At 60.2% G+C, this 23,114-nt stretch carries 22 protein-coding genes; 11 read left to right on the plus strand and 11 right to left on the minus strand.

All coding sequences use genetic code 11. From position 1 onward, the window contains the following. Positions 1 to 5: 5 nt before the first annotated feature. From ACEN8Z_RS00630 to ACEN8Z_RS00665, 8 genes are all read right to left on the minus strand, one after another. Positions 6 to 1,241: a retropepsin-like aspartic protease gene (locus ACEN8Z_RS00630; RefSeq protein WP_495596471.1), complete on the minus strand. Its 1,236-nt coding sequence runs from the start codon at positions 1,239 to 1,241 to the stop codon at positions 6 to 8. 170 nt (positions 1,242 to 1,411) lie between these two features. Beyond that, the gene (locus ACEN8Z_RS00635) at positions 1,412 to 1,978 is read right to left on the minus strand and encodes a GNAT family N-acetyltransferase (RefSeq protein WP_495596472.1); all 567 of its coding nucleotides are present in this window, start codon (positions 1,976 to 1,978) and stop codon (positions 1,412 to 1,414) included. A gap of 112 nt (positions 1,979 to 2,090) precedes the next feature. Then, on the minus strand, positions 2,091 to 2,861 hold the full coding sequence (gene etfB / locus ACEN8Z_RS00640) for an electron transfer flavoprotein subunit beta (protein WP_007985972.1): 771 nt from the start codon (positions 2,859 to 2,861) through the stop codon (positions 2,091 to 2,093). A 15-nt stretch (positions 2,862 to 2,876) separates the two neighbouring features. Then, on the minus strand, positions 2,877 to 4,097 hold the full coding sequence (gene etfA / locus ACEN8Z_RS00645) for an electron transfer flavoprotein subunit alpha (protein WP_495596473.1): 1,221 nt from the start codon (positions 4,095 to 4,097) through the stop codon (positions 2,877 to 2,879). Then, the gene (gene dgcB / locus ACEN8Z_RS00650; RefSeq protein WP_495596474.1) at positions 4,097 to 6,040 is read right to left on the minus strand and encodes a dimethylglycine demethylation protein DgcB; all 1,944 of its coding nucleotides are present in this window, start codon (positions 6,038 to 6,040) and stop codon (positions 4,097 to 4,099) included. The genes etfA and dgcB overlap by 1 nt, the downstream gene beginning before the upstream one ends. Positions 6,041 to 6,213: 173 nt before the next feature. Next, a complete protein-coding gene (gene dgcA, locus ACEN8Z_RS00655) occupies positions 6,214 to 8,274 on the minus strand; it encodes a dimethylglycine demethylation protein DgcA (RefSeq protein WP_007994448.1) in 2,061 nt (686 codons plus the stop codon). A gap of 15 nt (positions 8,275 to 8,289) precedes the next feature. Next, positions 8,290 to 8,820 carry a DUF5943 domain-containing protein gene (locus tag ACEN8Z_RS00660; protein ID WP_007975505.1) on the minus strand — a complete coding sequence of 177 codons (531 nt, stop codon included), beginning with the start codon at positions 8,818 to 8,820 and terminating at the stop codon, positions 8,290 to 8,292. Positions 8,821 to 8,982: 162 nt separating this feature from the next. Continuing rightward, positions 8,983 to 9,960, minus strand: coding sequence for a dipeptidase (locus ACEN8Z_RS00665; RefSeq protein ID WP_033052003.1), 978 nt, complete (start codon positions 9,958 to 9,960; stop codon positions 8,983 to 8,985). A 223-nt stretch (positions 9,961 to 10,183) separates the two neighbouring features. On the opposite strand from ACEN8Z_RS00665, the gene ACEN8Z_RS00670 reads away from it, so the two are divergent. The 4 genes from ACEN8Z_RS00670 (at position 10,184) to ACEN8Z_RS00685 (ending at position 11,809) form a co-directional block, all read left to right on the plus strand. Then, positions 10,184 to 10,585 carry a lysozyme inhibitor LprI family protein gene (locus ACEN8Z_RS00670; protein ID WP_442096223.1) on the plus strand — a complete coding sequence of 134 codons (402 nt, stop codon included), beginning with the start codon at positions 10,184 to 10,186 and terminating at the stop codon, positions 10,583 to 10,585. 212 nt (positions 10,586 to 10,797) lie between these two features. Continuing rightward, positions 10,798 to 11,052 carry a type II toxin-antitoxin system RelE family toxin gene (locus tag ACEN8Z_RS00675; RefSeq protein ID WP_495596475.1) on the plus strand — a complete coding sequence of 85 codons (255 nt, stop codon included), beginning with the start codon at positions 10,798 to 10,800 and terminating at the stop codon, positions 11,050 to 11,052. Then, positions 11,036 to 11,359, plus strand: coding sequence for a helix-turn-helix domain-containing protein (locus ACEN8Z_RS00680; RefSeq protein WP_007994456.1), 324 nt, complete (start codon positions 11,036 to 11,038; stop codon positions 11,357 to 11,359). Before ACEN8Z_RS00675 ends, ACEN8Z_RS00680 begins: the two co-directional genes overlap by 17 nt. Positions 11,360 to 11,392: 33 nt before the next feature. Continuing rightward, the gene (locus ACEN8Z_RS00685) at positions 11,393 to 11,809 is read left to right on the plus strand and encodes a DUF3010 family protein (protein ID WP_495596476.1); all 417 of its coding nucleotides are present in this window, start codon (positions 11,393 to 11,395) and stop codon (positions 11,807 to 11,809) included. A gap of 132 nt (positions 11,810 to 11,941) precedes the next feature. Here the strand turns inward: ACEN8Z_RS00685 and ACEN8Z_RS00690 are convergent, their stop codons facing one another. After that, positions 11,942 to 12,886 (minus strand): GlxA family transcriptional regulator, encoded by a 945-nt coding sequence (locus ACEN8Z_RS00690; protein ID WP_495596477.1) that lies wholly within the window; start codon positions 12,884 to 12,886, stop codon positions 11,942 to 11,944. Positions 12,887 to 13,097: 211 nt separating this feature from the next. On the opposite strand from ACEN8Z_RS00690, the gene ACEN8Z_RS00695 reads away from it, so the two are divergent. The 6 genes from ACEN8Z_RS00695 to ACEN8Z_RS00720 all read left to right on the plus strand — a co-directional run bounded on the left by ACEN8Z_RS00695 (position 13,098) and on the right by ACEN8Z_RS00720 (position 18,595). Then, positions 13,098 to 14,042 carry a choline ABC transporter substrate-binding protein gene (locus ACEN8Z_RS00695; protein ID WP_495596478.1) on the plus strand — a complete coding sequence of 315 codons (945 nt, stop codon included), beginning with the start codon at positions 13,098 to 13,100 and terminating at the stop codon, positions 14,040 to 14,042. A gap of 95 nt (positions 14,043 to 14,137) precedes the next feature. After that, on the plus strand, positions 14,138 to 15,025 hold the full coding sequence (gene cdhC / locus ACEN8Z_RS00700) for a 3-dehydrocarnitine:acetyl-CoA trimethylamine transferase CdhC (protein WP_007994462.1): 888 nt from the start codon (positions 14,138 to 14,140) through the stop codon (positions 15,023 to 15,025). Positions 15,026 to 15,168: 143 nt separating this feature from the next. Next, entirely contained in the window at positions 15,169 to 16,134 is a 966-nt protein-coding gene (locus ACEN8Z_RS00705) for an L-carnitine dehydrogenase (protein WP_495596479.1), read from the plus strand. Between the two features lie 154 nt (positions 16,135 to 16,288). Further along, positions 16,289 to 16,765 carry a thioesterase family protein gene (locus tag ACEN8Z_RS00710; RefSeq protein WP_007994464.1) on the plus strand — a complete coding sequence of 159 codons (477 nt, stop codon included), beginning with the start codon at positions 16,289 to 16,291 and terminating at the stop codon, positions 16,763 to 16,765. A 13-nt stretch (positions 16,766 to 16,778) separates the two neighbouring features. Further along, the gene (locus ACEN8Z_RS00715; protein ID WP_495596480.1) at positions 16,779 to 17,942 is read left to right on the plus strand and encodes a gamma-butyrobetaine dioxygenase; all 1,164 of its coding nucleotides are present in this window, start codon (positions 16,779 to 16,781) and stop codon (positions 17,940 to 17,942) included. 386 nt (positions 17,943 to 18,328) lie between these two features. Next, entirely contained in the window at positions 18,329 to 18,595 is a 267-nt protein-coding gene (locus ACEN8Z_RS00720) for a hypothetical protein (protein ID WP_007995656.1), read from the plus strand. A 112-nt stretch (positions 18,596 to 18,707) separates the two neighbouring features. On the opposite strand, the gene gbdR is transcribed toward ACEN8Z_RS00720, so the two are convergent. Together gbdR and ACEN8Z_RS00730 are read right to left on the minus strand one after the other, a co-directional pair. After that, on the minus strand, positions 18,708 to 19,811 hold the full coding sequence (gene gbdR / locus ACEN8Z_RS00725; protein WP_007975492.1) for a choline metabolism transcriptional regulator GbdR: 1,104 nt from the start codon (positions 19,809 to 19,811) through the stop codon (positions 18,708 to 18,710). Between the two features lie 538 nt (positions 19,812 to 20,349). Further along, positions 20,350 to 21,726 carry an L-serine ammonia-lyase gene (locus ACEN8Z_RS00730; protein ID WP_495596481.1) on the minus strand — a complete coding sequence of 459 codons (1,377 nt, stop codon included), beginning with the start codon at positions 21,724 to 21,726 and terminating at the stop codon, positions 20,350 to 20,352. A 435-nt stretch (positions 21,727 to 22,161) separates the two neighbouring features. Between ACEN8Z_RS00730 and ACEN8Z_RS00735 the strand changes: the two genes are divergently transcribed. Continuing rightward, positions 22,162 to 23,109 carry a choline ABC transporter substrate-binding protein gene (locus ACEN8Z_RS00735; RefSeq protein ID WP_007995658.1) on the plus strand — a complete coding sequence of 316 codons (948 nt, stop codon included), beginning with the start codon at positions 22,162 to 22,164 and terminating at the stop codon, positions 23,107 to 23,109. Positions 23,110 to 23,114: the final 5 nt, after the last annotated feature.

A 23,114-nucleotide genomic window follows, 5' to 3' on the forward strand; every position in this document is an offset into this window, starting at 1 on the left:
CATGGTCAGATCTTGTTAAAACACGACCGCCCCGACTCGATATCCAGATTCAATTCAAAGTCCTTGAATGCGCGCCACCCGAGCAGAATCGAAGGCACGTATCGCCCAAGCACCAACGACGGCGGGATGGTGAAGCCTGGATAGTATTTGTAGTGAATTGCCATGGTATTGCCCGGCAAGGTCAATACGCCTTTGAAGGTCTGGTAGCGCTCTTGAGAGGCGGCGCTGATGGGCGAGCGGCCAGGGGTCAGGGACGCGACGACGTTCATCGGACTGCCCGGCGAAGCCGACGTCAGGTAATCGATATTCCCGGTATCCACAATCGCCAACGTCACTCGGTTGTCCAGCCTCGCGGTGATGGCCAGTCGTTGGTTGATATCCATTCGGGTGTAGATAATCGGCGAGTCACAGCGCTCGGCAGGCGCGGCATTGAGCTCCAGCGTTTTCCTGGTGATTTTCAGCCGCCCCAGCTTGCTGATCAAATCCAGCCCCAACAAGTTGTCCCTATCGCTGACAAAGACCAGGACGTTCCTGAATTCGCTTGCTCCTACTTTTATGGATTCAAGAATCCCGAGCCTGGCAGACACGTCACGCTCACCATAAAAAGTGCTGTAGGCATAGTGCGAGTCGGTTAACAGCCTGACCCCCATCCGTTTCGCAGTTTCATTGTTGACTCGGGTTTGCGGCGCACCCGTATCGAGAATGAAACGTGAGGAATAACCATTTGCCGCGCTGACATCAATGAATGGCAGCACCTCTTCGGCGATGGAAAACTCACTGGAATAAGGATGAATCGCAAGCACTTCCCGCTGCCTGGTTCTTTTCACAGAGAAATCGTCGAGGGCTCTCAGGGTCGAGAGAGATTCGTTGCCGAACATTGAAAACAATGCTTTCAGCTCTGGATCCCTTTCGATCGCCAGAGCGTGTTTACGCTTGATTGCCAGATAATACTCGGGGAGCTGATTTGCGGCTTTGGCCTCGAATATTCTGGCTAGAACCGACACAGAGCAACTGAGGTTTTCAGCAGCATCCAGCACTTTCTCGCACTGCTGCCTAAGCTGCACCAGAGACGCTTTCTGCCCCTGCTCAGACTCCATCCACTGATAGAAATCCGCAACGCCATCGGCACGTGCCGCGGGAGCTTTTGTCTGGATGGCAGACATCAATCCCGAAGACAGACACATAGCCGATGCAAAGAGCATCAGGGCCCGACCGCAAGCGTTCATATACAACCCATTCATAAAAACCAGGTTTTATGAGTAAGCGCTGAACGTCAGATAGCTCCCGAAACCGTGCTGCACCCTTAAACAGCGCATAGAAAACTGTAGTTCAACGGGCTGGGGTACGCAGGGTGACAAAGGTTATCCATGGAGTTGTGGATAACCGCCGTTTGCACTTTCACGCGGCAGGATCAAGGCCTGTGCATAAGATAGGCTTCACCGGTGACGCGGATCATTGGATGAGGGGTTACCTGGCAGGTTTTGATGATCCCGAAACCGTGCCGCTCGTAAAAGCGCCGGGCGCCAGTGTTGGCGGCATAGTCGATCAGGCTCAGGCCATTGAGCCCCAGTCGGTCGGCACGTTCTTGAGCATGGGCGAGAAACTGCACGCCCAGCCCCCGATTGCGCCAGCCTTCATGCAGGGCCAGGCTGGAGATGTACAGAGTATCGGGCACCTCCATGTCGGCGTAAGGCGCCAGTACCGGATCGGTCGTCGGCTCCGCCAGTGGATCGTGACGCATCACGTAGCTGTGCATCATGCCAATGACCTGGCCACCGGCCTCGGCAATCAGGCAGTTCTGGTAGGAGAAATCCACGTCGTCGCGGGCATACCGAATGGCGCCGACATCCAACAAATCCTGGCCGGGCTCTGCGATCTGGCTCCAGATGTAATCCGAAGCGCCTTCCGACGAAATTTGAAACAGGCGAGCAATCTCACGCGCATCGCCACGCGTGGCCGAACGAAACAGCACTTCCATTTAATTGAACTCCACAGGGCTTTGAGCGCCCGATTTAACGCGAGCGCTTGAGACGCGACAACGCAGCGACGGCACGGTTGTTTGTCCGGTTGTTGCGGCTTGCAGCGCAGCCCTAGCGAACCACACCTTCCTCAATCAGCAACTTCAGAATCGCCTCGGCCCCGGCCTGGGCCGTCACGCCCTTGAGCACCTGCCCGCCTCCGCCACTGGCCTTGGCCGTCGCGGCTTTCATGCGGTCGGCACCGCTCTTGGCCTTGATCACCTTCAGGCGCTTGGGTCGTGGCTTGGCCGGTTGCAGGCTGGCGACCGCGAGCAGTTCATCATCGATGACTTCAACTTCCTGCGCTTGCAGCACGCCGCGTCGAGCCGGGCCATAGGCACTCTGCCGAGGCTTGGGTGCAGCATTATCTACCGTCGCCAGAAACGGCAGGCGCACCTTCAGCCGACGACGTTGACCGCGCGGCAAGGCTTGCAACACCAGCGCCGAACTGCCATCGATGGACTCGACCTGCGCCAGTCCCACCACTAGCGGCCAGCCCAGGCTTTCCGCCAGCAGGAACGGCAACATGCCCGAGCCTTCGCCGGTTTCCGCCTGGCTGCCAGTCAACACCACCTGAGCACCGGCATCGCGCAGATACTCGGTCAGTGCCGGCAGCGCATCGGCGCCTTGCGGTTGTTCCAGCACATGCAGTTGCTCAAGCCCCATGCCCAGGTAAGCGCGCAATGCAGGCTCGGCAATGTCGCCGGCATGCAGCACTTGCAGGTTATCCCCAGCCAGTTGCAGGCCCAGTTCTACTGCCCGCGCATCCTGTTCCGCGCGACGCGGCCGACCGGACGTCGGGTGGGCGCCGATGGACACCAGGCTGATGATTTTCGTGCTCATAACCCTTTCCTTCCCTTAAGCCGCATCGCGCTTGGCGTCGTTGCGGTAAGCCTCTACCGCCTCGATCAAGGCTTGAAGAATCTCCGCGCTCTCGCCGATCACCGAGAGGTCCGCACGCTTGATCATGTCGCAGCCAGGGTCGAGGTTGATCGCCACCACCTTGTCACAGGCACCAATGCCTTGCAGGTGCTGGATCGCCCCGGAAATCCCCACTGCCACATAGACCCGTGCGGTGACCCAGGTGCCGGATGCCCCGACCTGACGGTCGCGAGCCATGAAGCCATCGTCCACTGCCACCCGCGATGCGCCTTCAGTCGCGCCAAGGACTTCTGCTGTCCTGTGGAAAAGCCCCCAATCCTTGACCCCGTTGCCGCCGGAGAAAATGAACTCGGCTTCGGCCATGGGAATTGCCGCCGGATCGACGGCCACCGCGCCCAGATCTTCGATCCGCGACAGGCTGCGCGCCACGGTTGTGGATAACTCCACAGGCAGCGCTTCGTGACGGGTTTCGCTGACAGGTTCAGCGCACTCGGCAGCCGCCAGAATCAATCGCGCCAGCGGACGGGCAAGGTCTTGCAGACCCGCGCCGGCGCGGCCGATGCACTCTTGATCCTTGACTTGCCAGACCCGCGTGGCCGGGCGTTCGCCCAGTGCCGCGGCAAAACGCCGGCCGAGTTCGCCACCGCCACTGCGGCTGTCCGGCAGCAGCCAGTGACGCGGGCTGAACTGGTTATCCACAGCCCGCAGGCCCTGGACCCGTTGTTCCGGTGCATAACCGTTGAATTCTTCGCCATCCAGCACCAGCAGGCGGTCGACGCCCGCCGTGGCAAACGCGTTTTCCTTGTGCTCGCCAAACACCACCGCCAGCACCGCGCCGTCCTTGCCGGCCAGTTGATGGGCAAGGCCCAGCAAGTCGCGATCGTGACTGCTCAAGCGACCACCGACCATGTCCGGCACCACGCTGATGTAAAACGCCGGCGCGGCCACCTGATGCAATGGCAATTGCACTTCGACAGCGGCTGAACGCTTAGTCGCCCCGCCCTGCTGAGCGCCGCTGCGGTCGATGCGCTTGATGCCGTTGGGGCCGATAAAGCCAATGCCATGGGGATTCTTGCGGATGACGCCGTTCGGCCCCATCCAGCTGTGTTGCGCCGGCTGCATGGCCGCGTGCAGCGGATGCAGACGGTTGCGGGCGATCCATTCGGCCCGGGGGTCGCGGCGGATAATGTCGCTCATCAGTGGGCCTCCGCAGGTTCGCGCTTGGCGGGTGTCTTGGCGGGCGCGGCGTCGTCGAGCAACGCGTCTGCCACCAGTTCGGCAATGTCCTTGATCAGCGGCCGGGGTTCGACCACGCCTTCGAGCATCGCCGTGCATTGTGGACAACCCACGGCCACCAGTTCGGCACCGGTCTCGCGGATGTCTTCCATGCGCATGTCGGGAATGCGTTGCTTGCCGGGAATGTCGGTGATTGGCGCACCGCCACCACCGCCGCAGCAGCGCGAACGGAAGCCGGAACGTTGCATCTCTTTCACTTCGATCCCGAGGGCCCGCAGTACCTCGCGCGGTGCCTCGTATTCGCCGTTGTAGCGCCCGAGGTAGCACGGGTCGTGGTAGGTCACGCTGTCGCCTTTGTGCTGACCGAGGTTCAGCGCGCCGGCCTGGATGATTTCCGCCATGTAGGTGCTGTGGTGCTGCACCAGGTAGTTGCCATCAAACGCGCCGTACTCGTTTTTCAGCACGTGGAAGCTGTGCGGATCGCAGGTGACGATGCGGTTGAAGCTGTACTTGGCCAGGGTCTGGATATTGCGCTTGGCCAACAGCTGGAAGGTTGCTTCGTCGCCCAGGCGCCGCGCCACGTCACCGCTGTCGCGTTCTTCGAGGCCGAGCACGGCGAAGTCGATTTTCGCCGCCTTGAGCACTTTGACGAAGGCGCGCAGGGTGCGCTGGTTGCGCATGTCGAAGGCGCCGTCGCCAACCCAGAACAGCACGTCGGTGGATTTCTTTTCACTGAGCAGGTTGAGGTTCAAGTCCGCTGCCCAGTTCATCCGCCCGCCCGGCGCGAAGCCGCCCGGGTTGTCGGTGGCGATCAGGTTTTCCAGGACTTCCGCGCCCTTGTTCGGCGTGGCGCCCTTTTCCAGGGTCAGATGACGGCGCATGTCGACGATGGCATCGACGTGCTCGATCATCATCGGGCATTCCTCGACGCAGGCGCGGCAGGTGGTGCACGACCACAGGGTTTCAGCGTCCACCAGACCGTTGACGATCGGTTGATGCGGATTACCGGCGTGCTCACCGATGGCCTTGCCCGGATACGGACTGCCGGCGAACTTCGCATCGGTGCCACCAGCCAGGCCGACGACCATGTCCTGAATCAGTTTTTTCGGGTTCAGCGGCTGGCCGGCAGCGAACGCCGGGCATGCTGCTTCGCATTTACCGCACTGCACGCAGGCGTCGAAACCGAGCAACTGGTTCCAGGTGAAATCCTTGGGTTTTTCCACACCCAGTGGCGCAGTCAGGTCGCTAAGATCCAGCGGCTTCAAACCAGTGGAACGGCCACCACCGAAGCGTTCGGCGCGACGGTGCCACGCCAGGTGCAAGGCACCGGCAAAGGCGTGCTTCATCGGCCCGCCCCAGGTCATGCCGAGGAACAGTTCCGACACGCCCCACAACACGCCAACCCCGAGAATCGCTGCCAACAGCCAGCCACCGAAGTTTTCCGGGAGGATGCCCGCCACCGGCAGGGTCACCAGGAAGAACGAGGCCGAGAACGCCAGCAGGCTTTTCGGCAGGCGCATCCACGGGCCTTTCGACAGGCGCGCCGGCGGATTGCGCCGACGCAGGTAAACAAAGATCGCGCCGACGAACATGACCGCCGTCATCAGCAGCAGCGCATAGCCGAGGAAACGGTTATGCAGGCCGAAACCATGTACCAGAATCGCCAGCACGATGGACGCCACCGCACCGCCAGCCGTGGCGACGTGGGTATTGGCAATGTATTTGTCCCGCGCCACCACATGGTGCAAGTCGACCATGTAGCGCTTGGGCATGGCGAACAGGCCACCGATAAGGTCGACTTTCGAAGCCCGGCCTCGGCGCCACATGGCCACCCGCCGCAACGCGCCCAGGACACCAAGGCCCAGAGCTGCGAACAACAGGATTGGAAGAAGGGTGTTCAACATGGTGGAGCTCCCAAAGACCTCGGGCTTAACTACCTGGATGCCTTGCTCGATCCTCTGTAGGAGCGAGCTTGCTCGCGATGGGCGTTAACGATGACGCGTGCGGTCTGGAGAAACGCGGCGCCTTCAAATCCATCGCGAGCGAGCTCGCTCCTACAGGGGTTGTCCACAAGCTCTTAGAAATCCTTGCACAGCCGCAGCGCGTCGTAGATCGCCGCGTGTACGTTACGCTGGGCCACGCAGTCGCCGATGCGGAAAAGCAGGTAGCCGTCGCCGCTCTGTTCCAGGCATGGCTGCGGCTTGATCGCGAACAAGGCTTCGACGTCGATCTGGCCTTTGTTACGCGAGCCTTCCTTCAGCGCGTAGTAGATTTCTTCGTCCGGGCGCACGCCGTTTTCAACGACCACCTGGTCCACCACCCGCTCCTCTTTGGCGCCGGTGTATTCGTTCTCCAGCACCGCCACCAGCTTGTCGCCTTCGCGGTAGACCTTCTCCAGCATCATGTCGCCGGTCATGATCACTTCTTTCGGATACATGCTGCGGTAGTAAGTCGGGAACGACGTACCGCCAATCGCCACGCCAGGCTTGATGTCGTCGGTGACGATCTCGACCTGACTGCCCTTGTCGGCAATGAAGTCGGCGGTCGACATGCCGGTGAATTCGCAAATGGTGTCGTAGACCAGTACGTTCTTGCCCGGTGCTACCTTGCCATCGAGAATGTCCCAGCTGCTGACCACCAGACCTTCAGCCGCACCCCAATGCTCGTTCTGCTCGATGAACGGATGACCGCCGACCGCCAGCACCACCACATCCGGACGCAGGTCCATGATGGTCGGCGCATCCGCCGCGGTGCCCAGGCGCAGGTCGACTTTCAACCGTGCCAGTTCCAGCTGATACCAGCGGGTGATACCGGCGATCTGGTCACGCTGCGGCGCTTTCGACGCCGTGGTGATCTGCCCACCGATGAATTCCTTCTTCTCGAACAGGGTCACGTCGTGACCACGCTCGGCGGCCACACGAGCGGCTTCCATCCCCGCCGGGCCGGCACCGACCACCACCACCTTGCGTTTTTTACCGGTGGTTTTCTCGATGATGTGCGGCACGCCCATGTATTCACGGGAGGTTGCCGCGTTCTGGATGCACAACACATCCAGGCCCTGATACTGACGGTCGATGCAGTAGTTGGCACCGACGCACTGCTTGATCTGGTCGACCTGGCCCATCTTGATCTTGGCGATCAGGTGCGGGTCGGCGATGTGCGCGCGGGTCATGCCGACCATGTCGACGTAACCGCCTTCCAGAATACGGGTGGCCTGGTTCGGGTCTTTGATGTTCTGCGCGTGCAGCACGGGAACCTTGACCACTTCCTTGATACCGGCCGCCAGGTGCAGGAACGGCTCCGGTGGATAACTCATGTTCGGAATCACGTTGGCCAGGGTGTTGTGGGTGTCGCAACCCGAACCCACGACGCCGATGAAATCGAGCATGCCGGTGTCGTCGTAATACTTGGCGATCTGCTTCATGTCCTCGTGGGACAGGCCATCGGGGTGAAATTCGTCACCGCAGATACGCATGCCCACGCAGAAATCGTCACCGACCTCGGCGCGCACGGCCTTGAGCACTTCCAGACCGAACTTCATGCGGCCTTCGAAGGTGCCGCCCCATTCGTCGGTACGCTTGTTGACCCGAGGGCTCCAGAACTGGTCGATCATGTGCTGGTGCACGGCCGACAGTTCGACGCCGTCCAGGCCACCGGCCTTGGCGCGACGCGCAGCTTGCGCGTAGTTGCCGATCACCCGCCAGATTTCTTCCGGCTCGATGGTTTTGCAGGTGGCGCGGTGCACCGGTTCACGAATGCCGGACGGCGACATCAGCGTCGGCCAGTTGAAGCCGTCCCAACGGGAGCGACGGCCCATGTGGGTAATCTGGATCATGATCTTGGCGCCGTGCTTGTGCATGGCGTCGGCCAGATTCTGGAAGTGCGGAATGATGCGATCGGTGGACAGGTTCACCGAGCTCCACCATTCCTGCGGGCTGTCGATGGCGACTACGGACGAACCGCCGCAAATTGCCAGGCCGATCCCGCCCTTGGCTTTCTCTTCGTAGTACTTGACGTACCGATCGGTGGTCATGCCGCCGTCGGTCGCATAAACCTCGGCGTGCGCGGTGCTGAGCACGCGGTTACGGATGGTCAGTTTGCCGATCTGGATCGGCTGGAACATTGCTTCGAAAGCCATGGCGGGTTCCTCGACTTACAACGGCTTGACGATAAACAAGCCGTCTTCGTGGCCCTCTTCGGAGCCACCGTAGACTTGCTCGGCCACGGTGCGGATCTTGCTGCCGCGAGCGGCGAGAATCTGATCCATCGCACCGGCAAACCAACCGGTGAACATGTAGTCGACCTTGCGCCCGACCTTGCCGTAGACGTAGACGAACGCCGAGTGCTCGAGCTTGACGCTGGCGGTGCCTTTGTCGAGGTCGATGTCCTGGATCTTGAACAGGCCCCAGCCGCGCTGCGACAGGCGCTTCATGTAGTGCTCGAACACCGCGACGCCTTCCAGGCCGTGGCATTCGGCCTCTTTTTCACACCAGTGCCAGGCGGACTTGTAGCCGGCCTTGTAGAGGATTTCGGCATAGGCTTCAGCGCCCAGCACTTCCTCGATCCCCATGTGGTTGTTGACGAAGAAATGGCGCGGTACATACAGCATCGGCAGGGCGTCGGAGGTCCAGACACCGGTTTCGCTGTCGACTTCGATTGGCAATTGCGGGGCGATCTTGGCCATGGAAACTTGACTCCAGAAAATTCGTTGTGTGTTTTGCGTAGCAGCTGCCGAGGTACGAGGCTGCGTTGCGTGTCCGTAGGACCGCCCTCGGGGGCCGCTTCGCAGCCCGACGCAGCCTCGTACCTCGGCAGCGGCTACAAGGGATCGTTGTTCAAAGTGGGCTTATTCGCCCCAAACGTCTTTCAGGACGTTGACCCAGTTCTCGCCCATGATCTTGCGTACCACGCGCTCGGAATGGCCGCGCTTGAGCAGGGTCTCGGTCAGGTTCGGGAACTCGCCCACGGTGCGGATGCCCAGCGGGTTAATGATCTTGCCGAAGCTGGTCAGACGGCGGGCGTAGCCCTTGTCGTGGGTCAGGTATTCGAAGAAGTCCTGACCATGGCCCTGGGTGAAGTCAGTGCCGATGCCGATGGCGTCTTCGCCAACGATGTTCATCACGTACTCGATGGCTTCGGCGTAGTCGTCGATGGTCGAATCGATGCCCTTGGCCAGGAACGGAGCGAACATGGTCACGCCGACAAAACCGCCGTGGTCGGCAATGAACTTGAGTTCTTCATCGGACTTGTTGCGCGGGTGCTCCTTGAGCCCCGACGGCAGGCAGTGGGAGTAGCAGACCGGCTTCTTCGATTCGAGGATGACTTCTTCGGAAGTCTTGGAGCCAACGTGGGACAGGTCGCACATCACGCCTACCCGGTTCATCTCGGCGACGATTTCGCGACCGAAGCCCGACAGGCCACCGTCACGCTCGTAGCAACCGGTGCCCACCAGGTTCTGGGTGTTGTAGCACATCTGCACGATGCCAACGCCGAGCTGCTTGAACACCTCGACATAGCCGATCTGGTCTTCATAGGCGTGGGCATTCTGGAAGCCGAAGAGGATGCCGGTCTTGCCCAGTTCCTTGGCCTTGCGGATGTCGGCGGTAGTGCGCACCGGCATCACCAGGTCGCTGTTCTCGCGGATCAGCTTCTGGCTCGCGGCAATGTTGTTGACGGTGGCCTGAAAGCCCTCCCACACCGACACGGTGCAGTTGGCCGCGGTCAAACCGCCCTTGCGCATGTCTTCGAACAGTTCACGGTTCCACTTGGCAATAATCAGCCCGTCGATAACGATGCTGTCGGCGTGCAATTCGGCTGGGCTCATCAGGCTGTCCCCTATTAGCGATTCATGCGCCGAATCGTCTGCCGGCGCTTTGGGGCCAGCATATGCCTCGGTGCCCAAGCAGCCGGGTGCAAAAACGACAGGGGGTTTGCCGAAAGCGTCAATCCGCGACAAAGGGTCGTCTTCAGCCACGATCGCCTCCCTGTTCAAGGCCCTCGGCTTGGGCCAGAATTCGCCGCATCACTGGAATAGAGCGGCGACCTGAATGAAATCCATCCTTCTGGCTTTGGCACTGATTGCGACCGGCGTACACGCAGCGCAGGAGTCCGACGACAACCCGTGCGACAAAGTCGAAAACGACGTCCAGACCCTCGAGTGCTCGGCCTTCAGCAAAACCACCGCCGAAGACCTGCTCAAGGAAAACCTGCAGGGCCTGACCGAGCGCATGCAGTCGCAATACGGCAAAAACCCGTCGCAACTGGCCGACATCACGACCAAGCTCAAGGCCGCGCAACAGCAATGGCTGAAGACCCGCGACGCAGACTGCGCCGTCGAAGCCTTTCCGGCCACCAGCGGCAGCAAGGCGTTCACCATTGCCCAGAACGATTGCATCGCACGGATGAGTGACGAGCGGTCGGAGTTTTTGGAGTCGATTGGGCAGGAATAATCCTGAATATTCCGGTGAAAGCTGGAACTGCATCCAGCTTTCAACAGCACTTTCCCTTCGTCCTACAACACGTTCCGACCCCGCCTACACGTATTGCCTGGAAGCCCAAATCTGTGGGCTTTTCACGCAACATGCTGACAATTGTTGTTGATTGTTCACATGAAAAATATAAGCAAAGATTCGCAAATCTTATAAAAGACTTATATTCTTCCATGAACAGCATCCACTGGACTCGAAAGGCCGTTAAGCAACTCTTGAGATTGCATTCCGTTCATCAGGGCCAGGTTCGTGATGCCATCACGGCGCTGGCAGGCATGCCCGATGTAGGCAATGTCAAAGCACTGGTCGGTCATGACTACGCTTATCGGCTGCGTATCGGTAACTATCGGGTCATGTTCGATTGGGATGGCGTGATCAAAGTGGTCAGTATTCAAGAGGTCAAAAAACGCGATGAACGCACCTACTGACATTCAAATCATCAACGACGCCGAAGGCAATCCAGCCTTCGTGGTCATTCCATATGCACAATACGTGGCACAGAAAATCGAGCCCGACTTGATCCCCCATGAGGTGGTGAGCCGTATCGTCGATGGCGCCACTCCCATCCGCGCATGGCGCGAACACTTGAACCTTACCCAGGATGAAGTGGCCAAACGCATGGGTATTTCTCAACCCGCTTTCGCCCAACAGGAAACAGTCGCCAAGCCCCGTAAAGCCACTCGCGAAAAAATCGCCTTGGCGTTTGGCATCACTGCCAATCAGCTTGAGCTGTAAGCTGCTTACCTTCTGTCACTAATGGGATTCAACATGAAAGTCTGCGGTATCGAAATCAAAGGCAGCGAAGCGATCATTGCCGTGGCGTCCCTAGACGGTTCGACGCTGAACCATGTCGCGCTCGCCACCAAGAAAATCGCTCTGGACGATGACGACGAAGCTGCCAACGTCAAAGTGTTTGCCGCTCAGGTCACCTCGTTTGTCCGTGAGAATTCCATCGACCGCATCGCGATCAAGAAGCGCAGCAAAAAAGGCGAGTTCGCTGGCGGGCCGACCACGTTCAAGATCGAAGGGGTTTTCCAGCTGCTGGAGAATTGCGAGGTGACCTTGCTGTCGCCGCAGACCATCACGGCACAGACCAGGAAATTCACTGGCGAGCTGCCAGGGACGCTGAACAAGTATCAGCATGAGGCTTATAAGGCAGCGTGTTCGGCGTTGATGAAGAAGTAGTAGATTTTTCAGATCAATACAAAACTACTGTGGGAGCGAGCTTGCTCGCGATGGCGGCCGTTCAGTCAACGTCTGTGTTGAATGTGCCGGCCTCATCGCGAGCAAGCTCGCTCCCACAGGTTTCTCGGGCGCTCATGCCTGCGCGGTACGCCGGTCTTCTCGCGGGCACCGCGCATATTTCGCCCGATAACTGCGGGTGAAATACGACGGCGATTCAAACCCGCAGGCAATGCTCACCTCCAGCACGCTCATGTCGGTCTGACGCAGCAACTGCCGCGCTTTTTCCAACCGTAACCGCAGGTAGAAATTGCTCGGTGTGTCGTTCAAGTACAGGCGAAACAGGCGCTCCAGCTGCCGCCGCGTCACCTTGATCGATTCCGCCAGTTCCAGGGTACTGAGCGGCGGTTCGCTGTGCTGCTCCATCTCGCCAATCACATGCACCAGTTTCTTGTTGCTGATGCCGTAGCGCGTGGCGACTTCCATGCGTTGGTGGTCTTTGCGCGGGCGGATGCGGCCGAGCACGAATTGCTCACTGACCTGGATCGCCAGCTCGGGACCGTGGGCCTGGGCGATCAGATCCAGCATCAGGTCAATGGAAGCGGTGCCGCCGGCGGAGGTGATGCGCCGACGGTCGATCTCGAACAATTCCTGGGTGACGCTGAGCTGTGGATAAGACTCCTTGAAGGCGTCGATGGCCTCCCAGTGCAGGGTCAGCCGATGACCATCGAGCAAACCCGCCTCGGCGAGAATGAAGCTGCCAGTGTCGATGGCGCCGAGGGTCACGCCTTCGTTGTCCAGCCGCCGCAGCCAGTGCTCCAGCGCCGGGGTGGCGAATTTCAGGGGTTCGAAACCGGCGACCACCAGTAGTGTCGCGCCTTTTTTCAACGGTTCCAGCGCCGCATCGGCGTTGACCGACATGCCGTTGCTGGCCAGAACCGCCCCGCCATCGGCACTCAGTACATGCCAGCGATACAGTTCGCCGCGAAAGCGATTGGCGACCCGCAACGGCTCGATGGCCGAGATAAATCCGATGGCCGAAAAACCCGGCATCAACAAGAAGTAGAAATCCTGGGACATGGAGCGCACTCGCTTAGCAGGTAACAAGAGGGCGGGTAGCGTGAGGACGTTGATACGCCACTTGCGAGCGGCATACAAGAGCACAGGTCGCTGCAGTGCAAGAGCTGGTCGCCGCAGTGCGCTTTCACGGGCGCTTAGCTGCGTAACTTGGCATCACCGGCGCACAAAGACGACCGGACCCACAATAATGAAACTGCCGAGGAACCTGAGAATGAAACGACTGATCAGCAGCTGTGTTCTTGCACTCAGTGGTACCGCGTTACTGAGCGCCAGTGTCATGGCCGCCGAACCCGCCGCATGCCAGAACGTGCGCATGGGTGTAGTGAACTGGACCGACGTGATCGCCACCAGTGCCATGACCCAGGTATTGCTCGATGGCCTCGGCTACAGCACCAAACAAACCAGCGCCTCCCAGCAAATCATCTTCGCCGGGATCCGCGACCAGCGTCTGGATCTGTTCCTCGGCTACTGGAACCCGCTGATGACCCAGACCATCACCCCGTTCGTCGACGCCAAACAGGTCAAGGTGCTTGAAGCGCCAAGCCTGCAAGACGCCCGCGCGACCCTCGCCGTGCCGACCTACCTCGCCGACAAGGGCCTGAAAACCTTCGCTGACATCGCCAAATTCGAAAAAGAACTGGGCGGCAAGATCTACGGCATCGAGCCCGGCTCGGGCGCCAACACCCAGATCAAGGCGATGATCGCCAAGAACCAGTTCGGCCTCGGCAAGTTCCAGCTGGTCGAATCCAGCGAAGCCGGCATGCTCGCCGCTGTGGATCGCGCCGTGCGTCGCAACGAAGCCGTGGTGTTCTTCGGCTGGGCGCCGCACCCGATGAACGTCAATGTGAAAATGACCTACCTCTCCGGCAGTGAAAACGCCCTTGGGCCGGACGAAGGCAAGGCCACGGTATGGACCGTCACCGCGCCGACATACGCCGAACAATGCCCGAACATCGGTCGTTTGCTGACCAACCTGACCTTCACCGCCGAAGACGAGAGCCGGATGATGCAGCCGCTGCTGGATCACAAGGACGCTTTCGAGTCGGCCAAGCAATGGCTCAAGGATCACCCGCAGGACAAAAAACGCTGGCTTGAAGGCGTCACCACCTTCGATGGCAAACCGGCCGCTGAAAACCTGAAGCTGACCAGTAAATAAACCCGAACGAACCACCGTCTCGCAGCCCCGACGGGCTGCGAACGGGACCATCGCGCCCGGCCAAAACCCAAAACTCGCCTGTAAGGAACCGCCAAATGAACCACGACGTCATCATCACCTGCGCACTCACCGGTGCTGGCGACACGACCGCCAAGAGCCCACACGTGCCGGTCACCCCGAAACAAATCGCGGCTGCCGCCGTAGAAGCTGCCAAGGCCGGCGCCACCGTGGTGCACTGCCATGTGCGCGACCCGCAAACCGGCAAGTTCAGCCGTGACGTGGCGCTGTACCGCGAAGTGATGGAGCGCATCCGCGAGGCGGACGTCGACATCATCGTCAACCTCACCGCTGGCATGGGTGGCGACCTGGAAATCGGTGCCGGCGAGAATCCGATGGAGTTCGGCCCGAATACTGACCTGGTAGGCCCGCTGACCCGCCTGGCCCACGTCGAAGAACTGCTGCCGGAAATCTGCACCCTCGATTGCGGCACCCTGAACTTCGGCGACGGCGACACCATTTACGTGTCCACCCCGGCGCAACTGCGCGCCGGCGCCAAACGCATTCAAGAACTGGGCGTAAAGGCCGAGCTGGAAATCTTCGACACCGGCCACCTGTGGTTCGCCAAGCAGATGATCAAGGAAGGCCTGCTCGACAACCCGTTGTTCCAGCTGTGCCTGGGCATCCCTTGGGGCGCGCCGGCGGACACCACCACCATGAAAGCCATGGTCGACAACCTGCCCGCCGACGCAGTCTGGGCCGGCTTCGGCATCGGTCGCATGCAGATGCCGATGGCTGCGCAAGCGGTGTTACTCGGCGGCAACGTGCGGGTCGGCCTGGAAGACAACCTGTGGCTGGACAAGGGCGTGCTGGCGACCAACGGCCAACTGGTCGAACGCGCCACGGAAATCCTCAGCCGCCTCGGTGCCCGGGTGCTGACCCCGGCTGAAGGCCGGGCAAAAATGGGCCTGACCAAGCGCGGTTAATTCACAACAACTTTCCCCCTGTGGGAGCGAGCTTGCTCGCGATGACGTCGGTACATCCGAAGCATCATCTGCGGCAGGAATACCGCCATCGCGAGCAAGCTCGCTCCCACAGTTTTTTTTCGAGCCAAATTCAGGAATTGACCATGAGCTTCATCACCGAAATCAAAACCTTCGCCGCCCTGGGCAGCGGTGTCATCGGCAGCGGCTGGGTGTCCCGCGCCCTCGCCCATGGCCTTGATGTAGTGGCCTGGGATCCTGCACCCGGCGCTGAAGCAGCCCTGCGCAAACGCGTCGCCAGCGCTTGGGGTGCGCTGGAGAAACAAGGCCTGGCGCCGGGTGCATCGCAGGATCGTCTGCGCTTTGTCGCGACCATTGAAGAGTGCGTGCGCGATGCCGATTTCATCCAGGAAAGCGCCCCGGAACGACTGGAGCTGAAACTGGAACTGCACAGCAAAATCAGCGCGGCGGCCAAGCCCAATGCGTTGATCGGTTCCAGCACCTCCGGCCTGTTGCCGAGTGAATTCTACGAAAGCTCCACACACCCGGAACGCTGCGTGGTCGGTCACCCGTTTAACCCGGTTTACCTGTTGCCATTGGTGGAAGTGGTCGGTGGCAAAAACACGGCCCCTGAAGCGGTGCAAGCCGCGATGAAAGTCTATGAATCCCTCGGCATGCGCCCGCTGCATGTACGCAAGGAAGTACCGGGTTTCATCGCCGACCGCCTGCTCGAAGCGCTATGGCGTGAGGCGCTGCACCTGGTCAACGACGGCGTGGCGACCACTGGCGAGATCGACGATGCCATCCGCTTCGGCGCGGGCTTGCGCTGGTCATTCATGGGTACGTTCCTGACCTACACCCTCGCCGGCGGCGATGCCGGCATGCGTCACTTCATGGCCCAGTTCGGCCCGGCGTTGCAGTTGCCGTGGACCTACCTGCCGGCGCCGGAGCTGACCGACAAACTGATCGACGACGTGGTCGATGGCACCAGCGACCAACTGGGCAAACACAGCATTTCGGCGCTGGAGCGCTATCGTGATGACTGCCTGCTGGCGGTGCTGGAAGCGGTGAAGACCACCAAAGAGAAGCATGGGATGGCCTTCAGCGAGTAAACCTTATGTTATGAGGCCAGCAGTACCGGCCTCTTCGCGGGCAAGCCCGCTCCCACATTTGATCGCAGGTGTCTGATACAACTCGGTCACCTGTGGGAGCGAGCTTGCTCGCGATAGCGGCAGCCCAGTCACCATCAATGTTGGAACTAACATCATGCCCACCCTCACCACCTACCAAACCACCATCATCCCCGACTGGGTCGACTACAACGGCCACCTGCGCGACGCCTTCTACCTGCTGATTTTCAGCTACGCCACCGACGCCCTGATGGATCGCCTGGGACTCGACAGCAACAGCCGCGAGGCCAGCGGCAACTCGCTGTTCACCCTCGAACTGCACCTGAACTACCTGCACGAAGTGAAGCTCGACGCCCAAGTCGAAGTGCGCACCCAAATCATCGCCCACGACAGCAAGCGCGTGCACCTCTATCACAGCCTGCATCTGGTCGGTGATGACCAGGCGCTGGCGGGCAATGAACAGATGCTGCTGCACGTGGATCTCGCCGGGCCGCGTTCGGCACCGTTCAGCGACCTGTCCTTGAGCCGGCTGCAAGCCATCGTCACCGAACAGGCGGACCTGCCCACGCCCGAGTACATTGGCCGAGTGATCGCATTACCCCCAAAAAAATAACAAGGAGATCGCCATGAACACCGCCGCTGCATTTGCCGACTTTCGTACCTATCCATTGATCAGTGCGCTGACCGGCGTGCAGACCCTGGTGGACCGTGTTCTGGTGAAGTGGGCCGACGATCGCGTCAGCCCTTTCCACCATCAATGGCTGCGGGATAACTGCCCGTGCCCGCAATGCGTCTACACCGTGACTCGCGAACAAGTGCTGGAAATCGTCGATGTGGCTCAAGACCTGATGCCCGATAACGCCCGTATCGACAGCGATGGCTGCCTGGCGGTGGATTGGCAGGACGGCCACTGCAGCCGCTTCGACCCTGGCTGGCTGCGCGCCCATGCCTATGACGACGAATCCCGCGCCGAACGCCTGGCAGGCAAACCGAAAGCCAGGCTCTGGCACAACGATTTGCAGTTGCCGGTGTTCGAGTATCAAGCACTGATGAACGACCCTGAGGCCTTGTTGCAATGGCTGTTGGCGGTGCGCGATGTCGGATTGACCCAGGTTCGTGGTGTGCCCACCGAGCCCGGTTCCCTGAAGCTGATCGCCCAACGGATTTCCTTCATCCGCGAGAGCAATTTCGGCGTGCTGTTCAACGTGCAATCCAAAGCCGATGCCGACAGCAACGCCTACACCGCGTTCAACCTGCCGCTGCACAGCGATTTGCCGACCCGAGAGTTGCAACCTGGGCTGCAATTTTTGCATTGCCTGGTCAATGACGCCGAGGGCGGCGAGAGCATTTTTGTCGACGGTTTTGCCATTGCCGACGCCCTGCGCCGGGAAGACCCCGAATCCTTCAGAAGCCTGTGCGAAATCCCCGTGGAGTTTCGCAACAAGGACCGCCATAGCGACTACCGCTGTCTCGCACCGATCATCGCCCTGAATGCGTTGGGCCAGGTGTCGGAAATCCGCATGGCAAACTTTCTGCGCGGGCCGTTCGATGCCTCAGTTGAGCAGATGCCCAAGCTCTATCAAGCCTATCGGCGCTTTATCGCGATGACCCGCGAGCCTCGGTTCAGGTTGATGCAGCGGCTCAATCCCGGTGAGCTGTGGTGCTTCGACAACCGTCGCACCCTCCATGCCCGCAACGCCTTCGACCCCACCACCGGGGCGCGGCATTTCCAGGGCTGCTATGTCGACCGGGATGAGTTGTTGTCGCGCATTCTGGTGTTGCAACGCTAGACCGCGTCATCGTTCATCGCGAGCAGGCTCGCTCTCACATTCGATCGCATTCCCCTGATGGGACTCGGTCAACTGTGGGAGCGGGCTTGCTCGCGAAAGCGGTCTATTTATCGACACAAAACCCATTGATTCACAAACAAAAAAAAGCCCCGATCAAGCCGTGACAGGATCGAGGCAGAGGGTACTGTTGAGGAGCTGCCGTGCGAGGGTGACCAAACCTTCGTGAAGCGAGCTGAGCCCAGTGTGCCCACTCCTCTGCACGGCAAGTTAGCCGAAAACGACCTGTTCATAGGTATTGCGGCCATTGCGACAATTCGCCCTTGCCGCCACCTTGTGGCCCTACCAGAATCGAGCCACGACACCGTTCCCTGAAGAAGGATTGCGTCATGATGCACGCCGATTTGATAGACCAGGAAGACCTGTTGGGCCAGCTCAAGTCGTTGGGATTCGAAGTGCCCACCGGCGCCACTGCCGAGCAGGCCTGCGAGTGCGCGGTACGGGGATTGAATGATGTGCGGGCGATGACGCTGCGGACCATGGTCAAGCAGATGTACACCAGCAGCGCGACCATCCTGCCGGCGGTGCGCCAGGCGATCGACAAGCAGTTGTTGCCGGCGTTGGCGGAGTATCAACAGAGCCACACAGGCCGATAAAAAGCCTTCGCGGGCAAGCCCGCTCCCACAGGGTTTTGTGTCGAGCACAAAATGAATGCTCTGACACAAAACCCTGTGGGAGCGAGCTTGCTCGCGATGAAGGCGCCTAGGTTTAGAGCCTTACACTGGCAAACGTCGACTCATTACGCGCCTGGCTCAGTGCCGACAACGGCCCGGACAACGGCGACAGCACCAGCGCTTGCGGCAGCGGCATCATCGCCACTTGCTGGGTAGTGTTGGAGCCTACACGCTCGTCACGCGGCGGAATGCCGAAGTACTCGCGGTAGCACTTGGAGAAGTGCGGCGTGGATACGAAGCCACACACCGATGCCACTTCGATGATCGACATCGGCGTTTGCTTGAGCAGTTGCCGGGCGCGGATCAGCCGCAGCTTCAGGTAGTAACGCGACGGCGAGCAGTGCAGGTATTTCTGGAACAACCGCTCGAGCTGACGGCGGGACACCGCGACATAAACCGCCAGTTCGTCGAGGTCGATCGGCTCTTCGAGGTTGGCTTCCATCAATGCAACGATTTCCTGCAACTTCGGCTGGTTGGTGCCGAGCATGTGCTTGAGCGGCACACGCTGGTGATCCTGCTCGTTGCGGATGCGCTCGTAGACGAACATTTCCGAAATGGCCGCCGACAGTTCACGACCGTGATCGCGGCTGATCAGGTGCAGCATCATGTCCAACGGCGCGGTGCCGCCGGAGCTGGTGAAACGGTTACGGTCGAGGGTGAACAGACGGGTGCTCATCGCTACACGCGGGAAAGCTTCCTGCATTGCTGCCAGACATTCCCAGTGCACGCTGCAATCGAAGCCGTCGAGCAGGCCGGCGCAGGCCAGGGCCCAGCTGCCGGTGCACACCGCGCCGAGGCGGCGGGACTGGCGGGCCTGGCTTTGCAGCCAGGACACGTGTTCGCGGGTAACAGTGCGCTGGATGCCGATACCGCCGCACACGATGACGGTGTCCATTGGCGGGGCTTTGTGCATGGAGGCGTCGGGGGTGATCTGCAGGCCGTCACTGGCCCAGACCTGGCCGCCATCGACGGTGAGGGTGGTCCAGCGATATAGCTCGCGACCGGACAACTGGTTGGCCATGCGCAGGGGTTCTACTGCGGAGGCCAGAGAAATCAGCGTGAAATTGTCCAGCAGCAGAAAGCCGATGGATTGAGGCGCACGGTTCTGGGGTTGGGCCCCGGAGTTGAACGTCGTCATCGCGGTATCTCCTCACACAAAGCGGGTGATGGCCTCAGGCGGAGGCTCTTTTTATTGCCATCGTTCTCGCGTGGGAGACGGGCTTTGTAATGACAGAGCAATTGCCATGCCTAAATTTGAATGCGCGTTCAATAACTCCTAAAAACGACGTCGGAATGTGTCTATATATGTCTCGCAGGGCATAGGGATTTAAATGGCCATCAGGGCTGGCAAGCACCCCGGCCCACGAGCTGTGAGCAATTCGGTAGCACTTGTGGGAACGGCGTTGCGCCGCGTCGGAAAGGAGTGTCACCGCAGGCACAGGTGACGAGCGGTCGAGGGCTGGTTGGCCCTCGATCAGTGGCAAGACGATTTATCTGTGAGCGACGCGCTAAAAGGAGGCGCGTTTTCGAGCAGGTGTTCACTTAGCGCGCAGTTTTGACTGGTCTGGCGCTATCGCGAGCAAGCTCGCTCCCACAGGGATCAAGGTGAACACAATTTTTGTGACCGACGCAAAACCTGTGGGAGCGAGCTTGCTCGCGATGGGGTTGACGCGGTCTCAGCACTCCACCGCACTGACCGCCAACCCACCTCGCGATGTCTCCTTATATTTGTCATGCATGTCGGCACCGGTATCGCGCATGGTGCGGATCACCCGATCCAGCGAAATAAAGTGCTGGCCATCGCCCCGCAATGCCATTTGCGCAGCATTGATCGCCTTCACCGCAGCAATCGCGTTGCGCTCGATGCACGGCACCTGGACCAGCCCACCCACCGGGTCGCAGGTCAGGCCGAGGTTGTGTTCCAGACCGATTTCCGCCGCGTTGCACAGTTGCTCTGGCGTGGCGCCGAGGATTTCCGCCAGCCCGGCCGCCGCCATGGCGCAGGCCGAACCGACTTCGCCCTGACAGCCGACTTCGGCACCGGAGATCGAGGCGTTCTTCTTGCACAGGATTCCCACCGCCGCCGCGCCGAGGAAGTAGTCGACGACATTGGCGTCGGTCACGGCCTCGCTGAATTTCATAAAGTAGTGCAGCACCGCCGGAATGATCCCCGCCGCGCCGTTGGTCGGTGCCGTGACCATGCGCCCGCCGGCGGCATTTTCTTCGTTGACCGCCAGGGCGAACAGGTTGACCCACTCCATGGCGCTCAAGGTCGAGCCGATCACGTTGGGTTTGTTCAGTTCCTGCAAGCTGCGATGCAGCTTGGCCGCGCGGCGACGCACGTTCAAGCCACCGGGCAAGATGCCTTCGTGTTTCAGGCCTTGTTCGACGCAATCCTGCATGGCGCGCCATAGCTTCATCAGGCCGCTGCGGATTTCCTCTTCGCTGCGCCAGACTTTCTCGTTGGCCATCATTAATTGAGCCACGCGCAGGTTGTGCTTCTTGCACAGCTGCAACAGCTCGGCGGCGCTGGAAAAGTCATAAGGAAGTACGGTGCGATCCAGATCCACGACACCACTGGAGGCTTGCGCCTCATCGACGACAAAACCGCCGCCGACTGAATAGTAGGTGTCGCGATGCAATTCGCCGTCATCACCTTCGACAATCAGGGTCATGGCGTTGGGGTGAAACGGCAGGTTTTCGTCGATCAGGCGCATGTCCCGAGCCCAGACGAACGGCACCGACAGACGACCGTCGAGCAACAGCGTGTGGGTTTCGCGCAGGGCCTGGATACGAATGCCGATTTGCGACGGATCGATCGCATCCGGCCACTCGCCCATCAGGCCCATGATCACGGCATTGTCGCTGCCGTGGCCGATACCGGTAGCCGACAACGAGCCGAACAGCTGGACTTCGACACGCCGCACCTGCTCCAGCAACCCGCGCTCGCGCAAGCCCTGCACAAACAACGCCGCTGCCCGCATGGGCCCCACGGTGTGCGAACTGGAAGGGCCGATGCCGATTTTGAACAGGTCGAAAACACTGATAGCCATGACTGCCGAACTCCTGAATGGGCCCACTGCGCACGCAAAAGCGCACGATGACGGAGCTGCTACGCTCAAGCTGCAATCCGCCGAGATGACCGCATCATCAAGCTTTTGTCGTGTTGTTCGACGTCTCTAACCGACGCACTCATGCCCACCAACGCCGCGTGTCTTTTACGCCGTGTTTTCGCCGTTTTTTTGCGGTTCAGAGGGGAAAAAAGGGCTGAAAAAATCTGTAAACGACGTCACCGACACTGGATGCGACCATCCCTGTACTGGATACGACGCACCCTGTAGGCGTCAGATTTTCACTGGTACATGATCATATCGACTCGATTGCAAGGCGCAGTGGTAGAGCTGTCTCCAGAACGCCATCCAACCGCAACCTATAAGTGCGGTGGTCCAGTCGGAACACTGCCAAAAAAAACACCAAGGAGTCCATCCATGAAAGGTTCCCCGTCGTTGTTGTTGGCCGCCATGCTTAGTCTGCCGGTTCTGGCGCAAGCCGCAGAGCCGGCGCAGTGCAGTACCGTAAACTTCTCCGATGTCGGCTGGACCGACATCACCGCGACAACTGCGACCACCAGCGTCGTGCTCGATGCCCTCGGTTACAAGACCAAGACCACCATGATTTCCGTGCCCGTGACCTACAAGTCCCTGGCCGACGGCAAGAACATGGACGTGTTCCTGGGTAACTGGATGCCGACCATGGAAAACGACATCAAGGCCTATCGTGACGCGGGCACCGTGGATGTCGTGCGCACCAACCTCAAGGGCGCCAAGTACACCCTCGCCGTTCCTCAGGCGCTGTACGACAAAGGGCTGCATGACTTCGCCGACATCGCCAAATTCAAGAAAGAACTCGACGGCAAGATCTACGGCATCGAGCCTGGCAACGACGGCAACCGCCTGATCCAGTCGATGATCGACAAGAACGCCTTCGGCCTCAAGGACGCAGGCTTCAAAGTCGTCGAGTCCAGCGAAGCCGGCATGCTGTCGCAGGTCGACCGCGCGCAGAAACGCGACACCGCCGTGGTGTTCCTCGGCTGGGCGCCGCATCCGATGAACAAGCGCTTCAAGATTCAATACCTGACCGGTGGTGATGACTTTTTCGGCCCGGATTTCGGTGCCGCCACCGTGGCGACCAACACCCGCAAGGGCTACACGCAGGAATGCAGCAACGTCGGCCAGTTGCTGAAGAACCTGGAGTTCACCGTCGACATGGAAAGCTCGCTGATGGGCAACATCCTGGACGACAAGATGAAGCCTGACGCGGCCGCCAAGGCCTGGCTGAAAAACAATCCACAGGTGCTCGATACCTGGCTCGCTGGCGTGACCACCATTGACGGTAAACCAGGCCTGGAGGCCGTGAAAGCCAAACTGGCCAAGTAATCGCT

The sequence above is a fragment of the Pseudomonas sp. Pseusp10 genome (assembly GCF_059492225.1).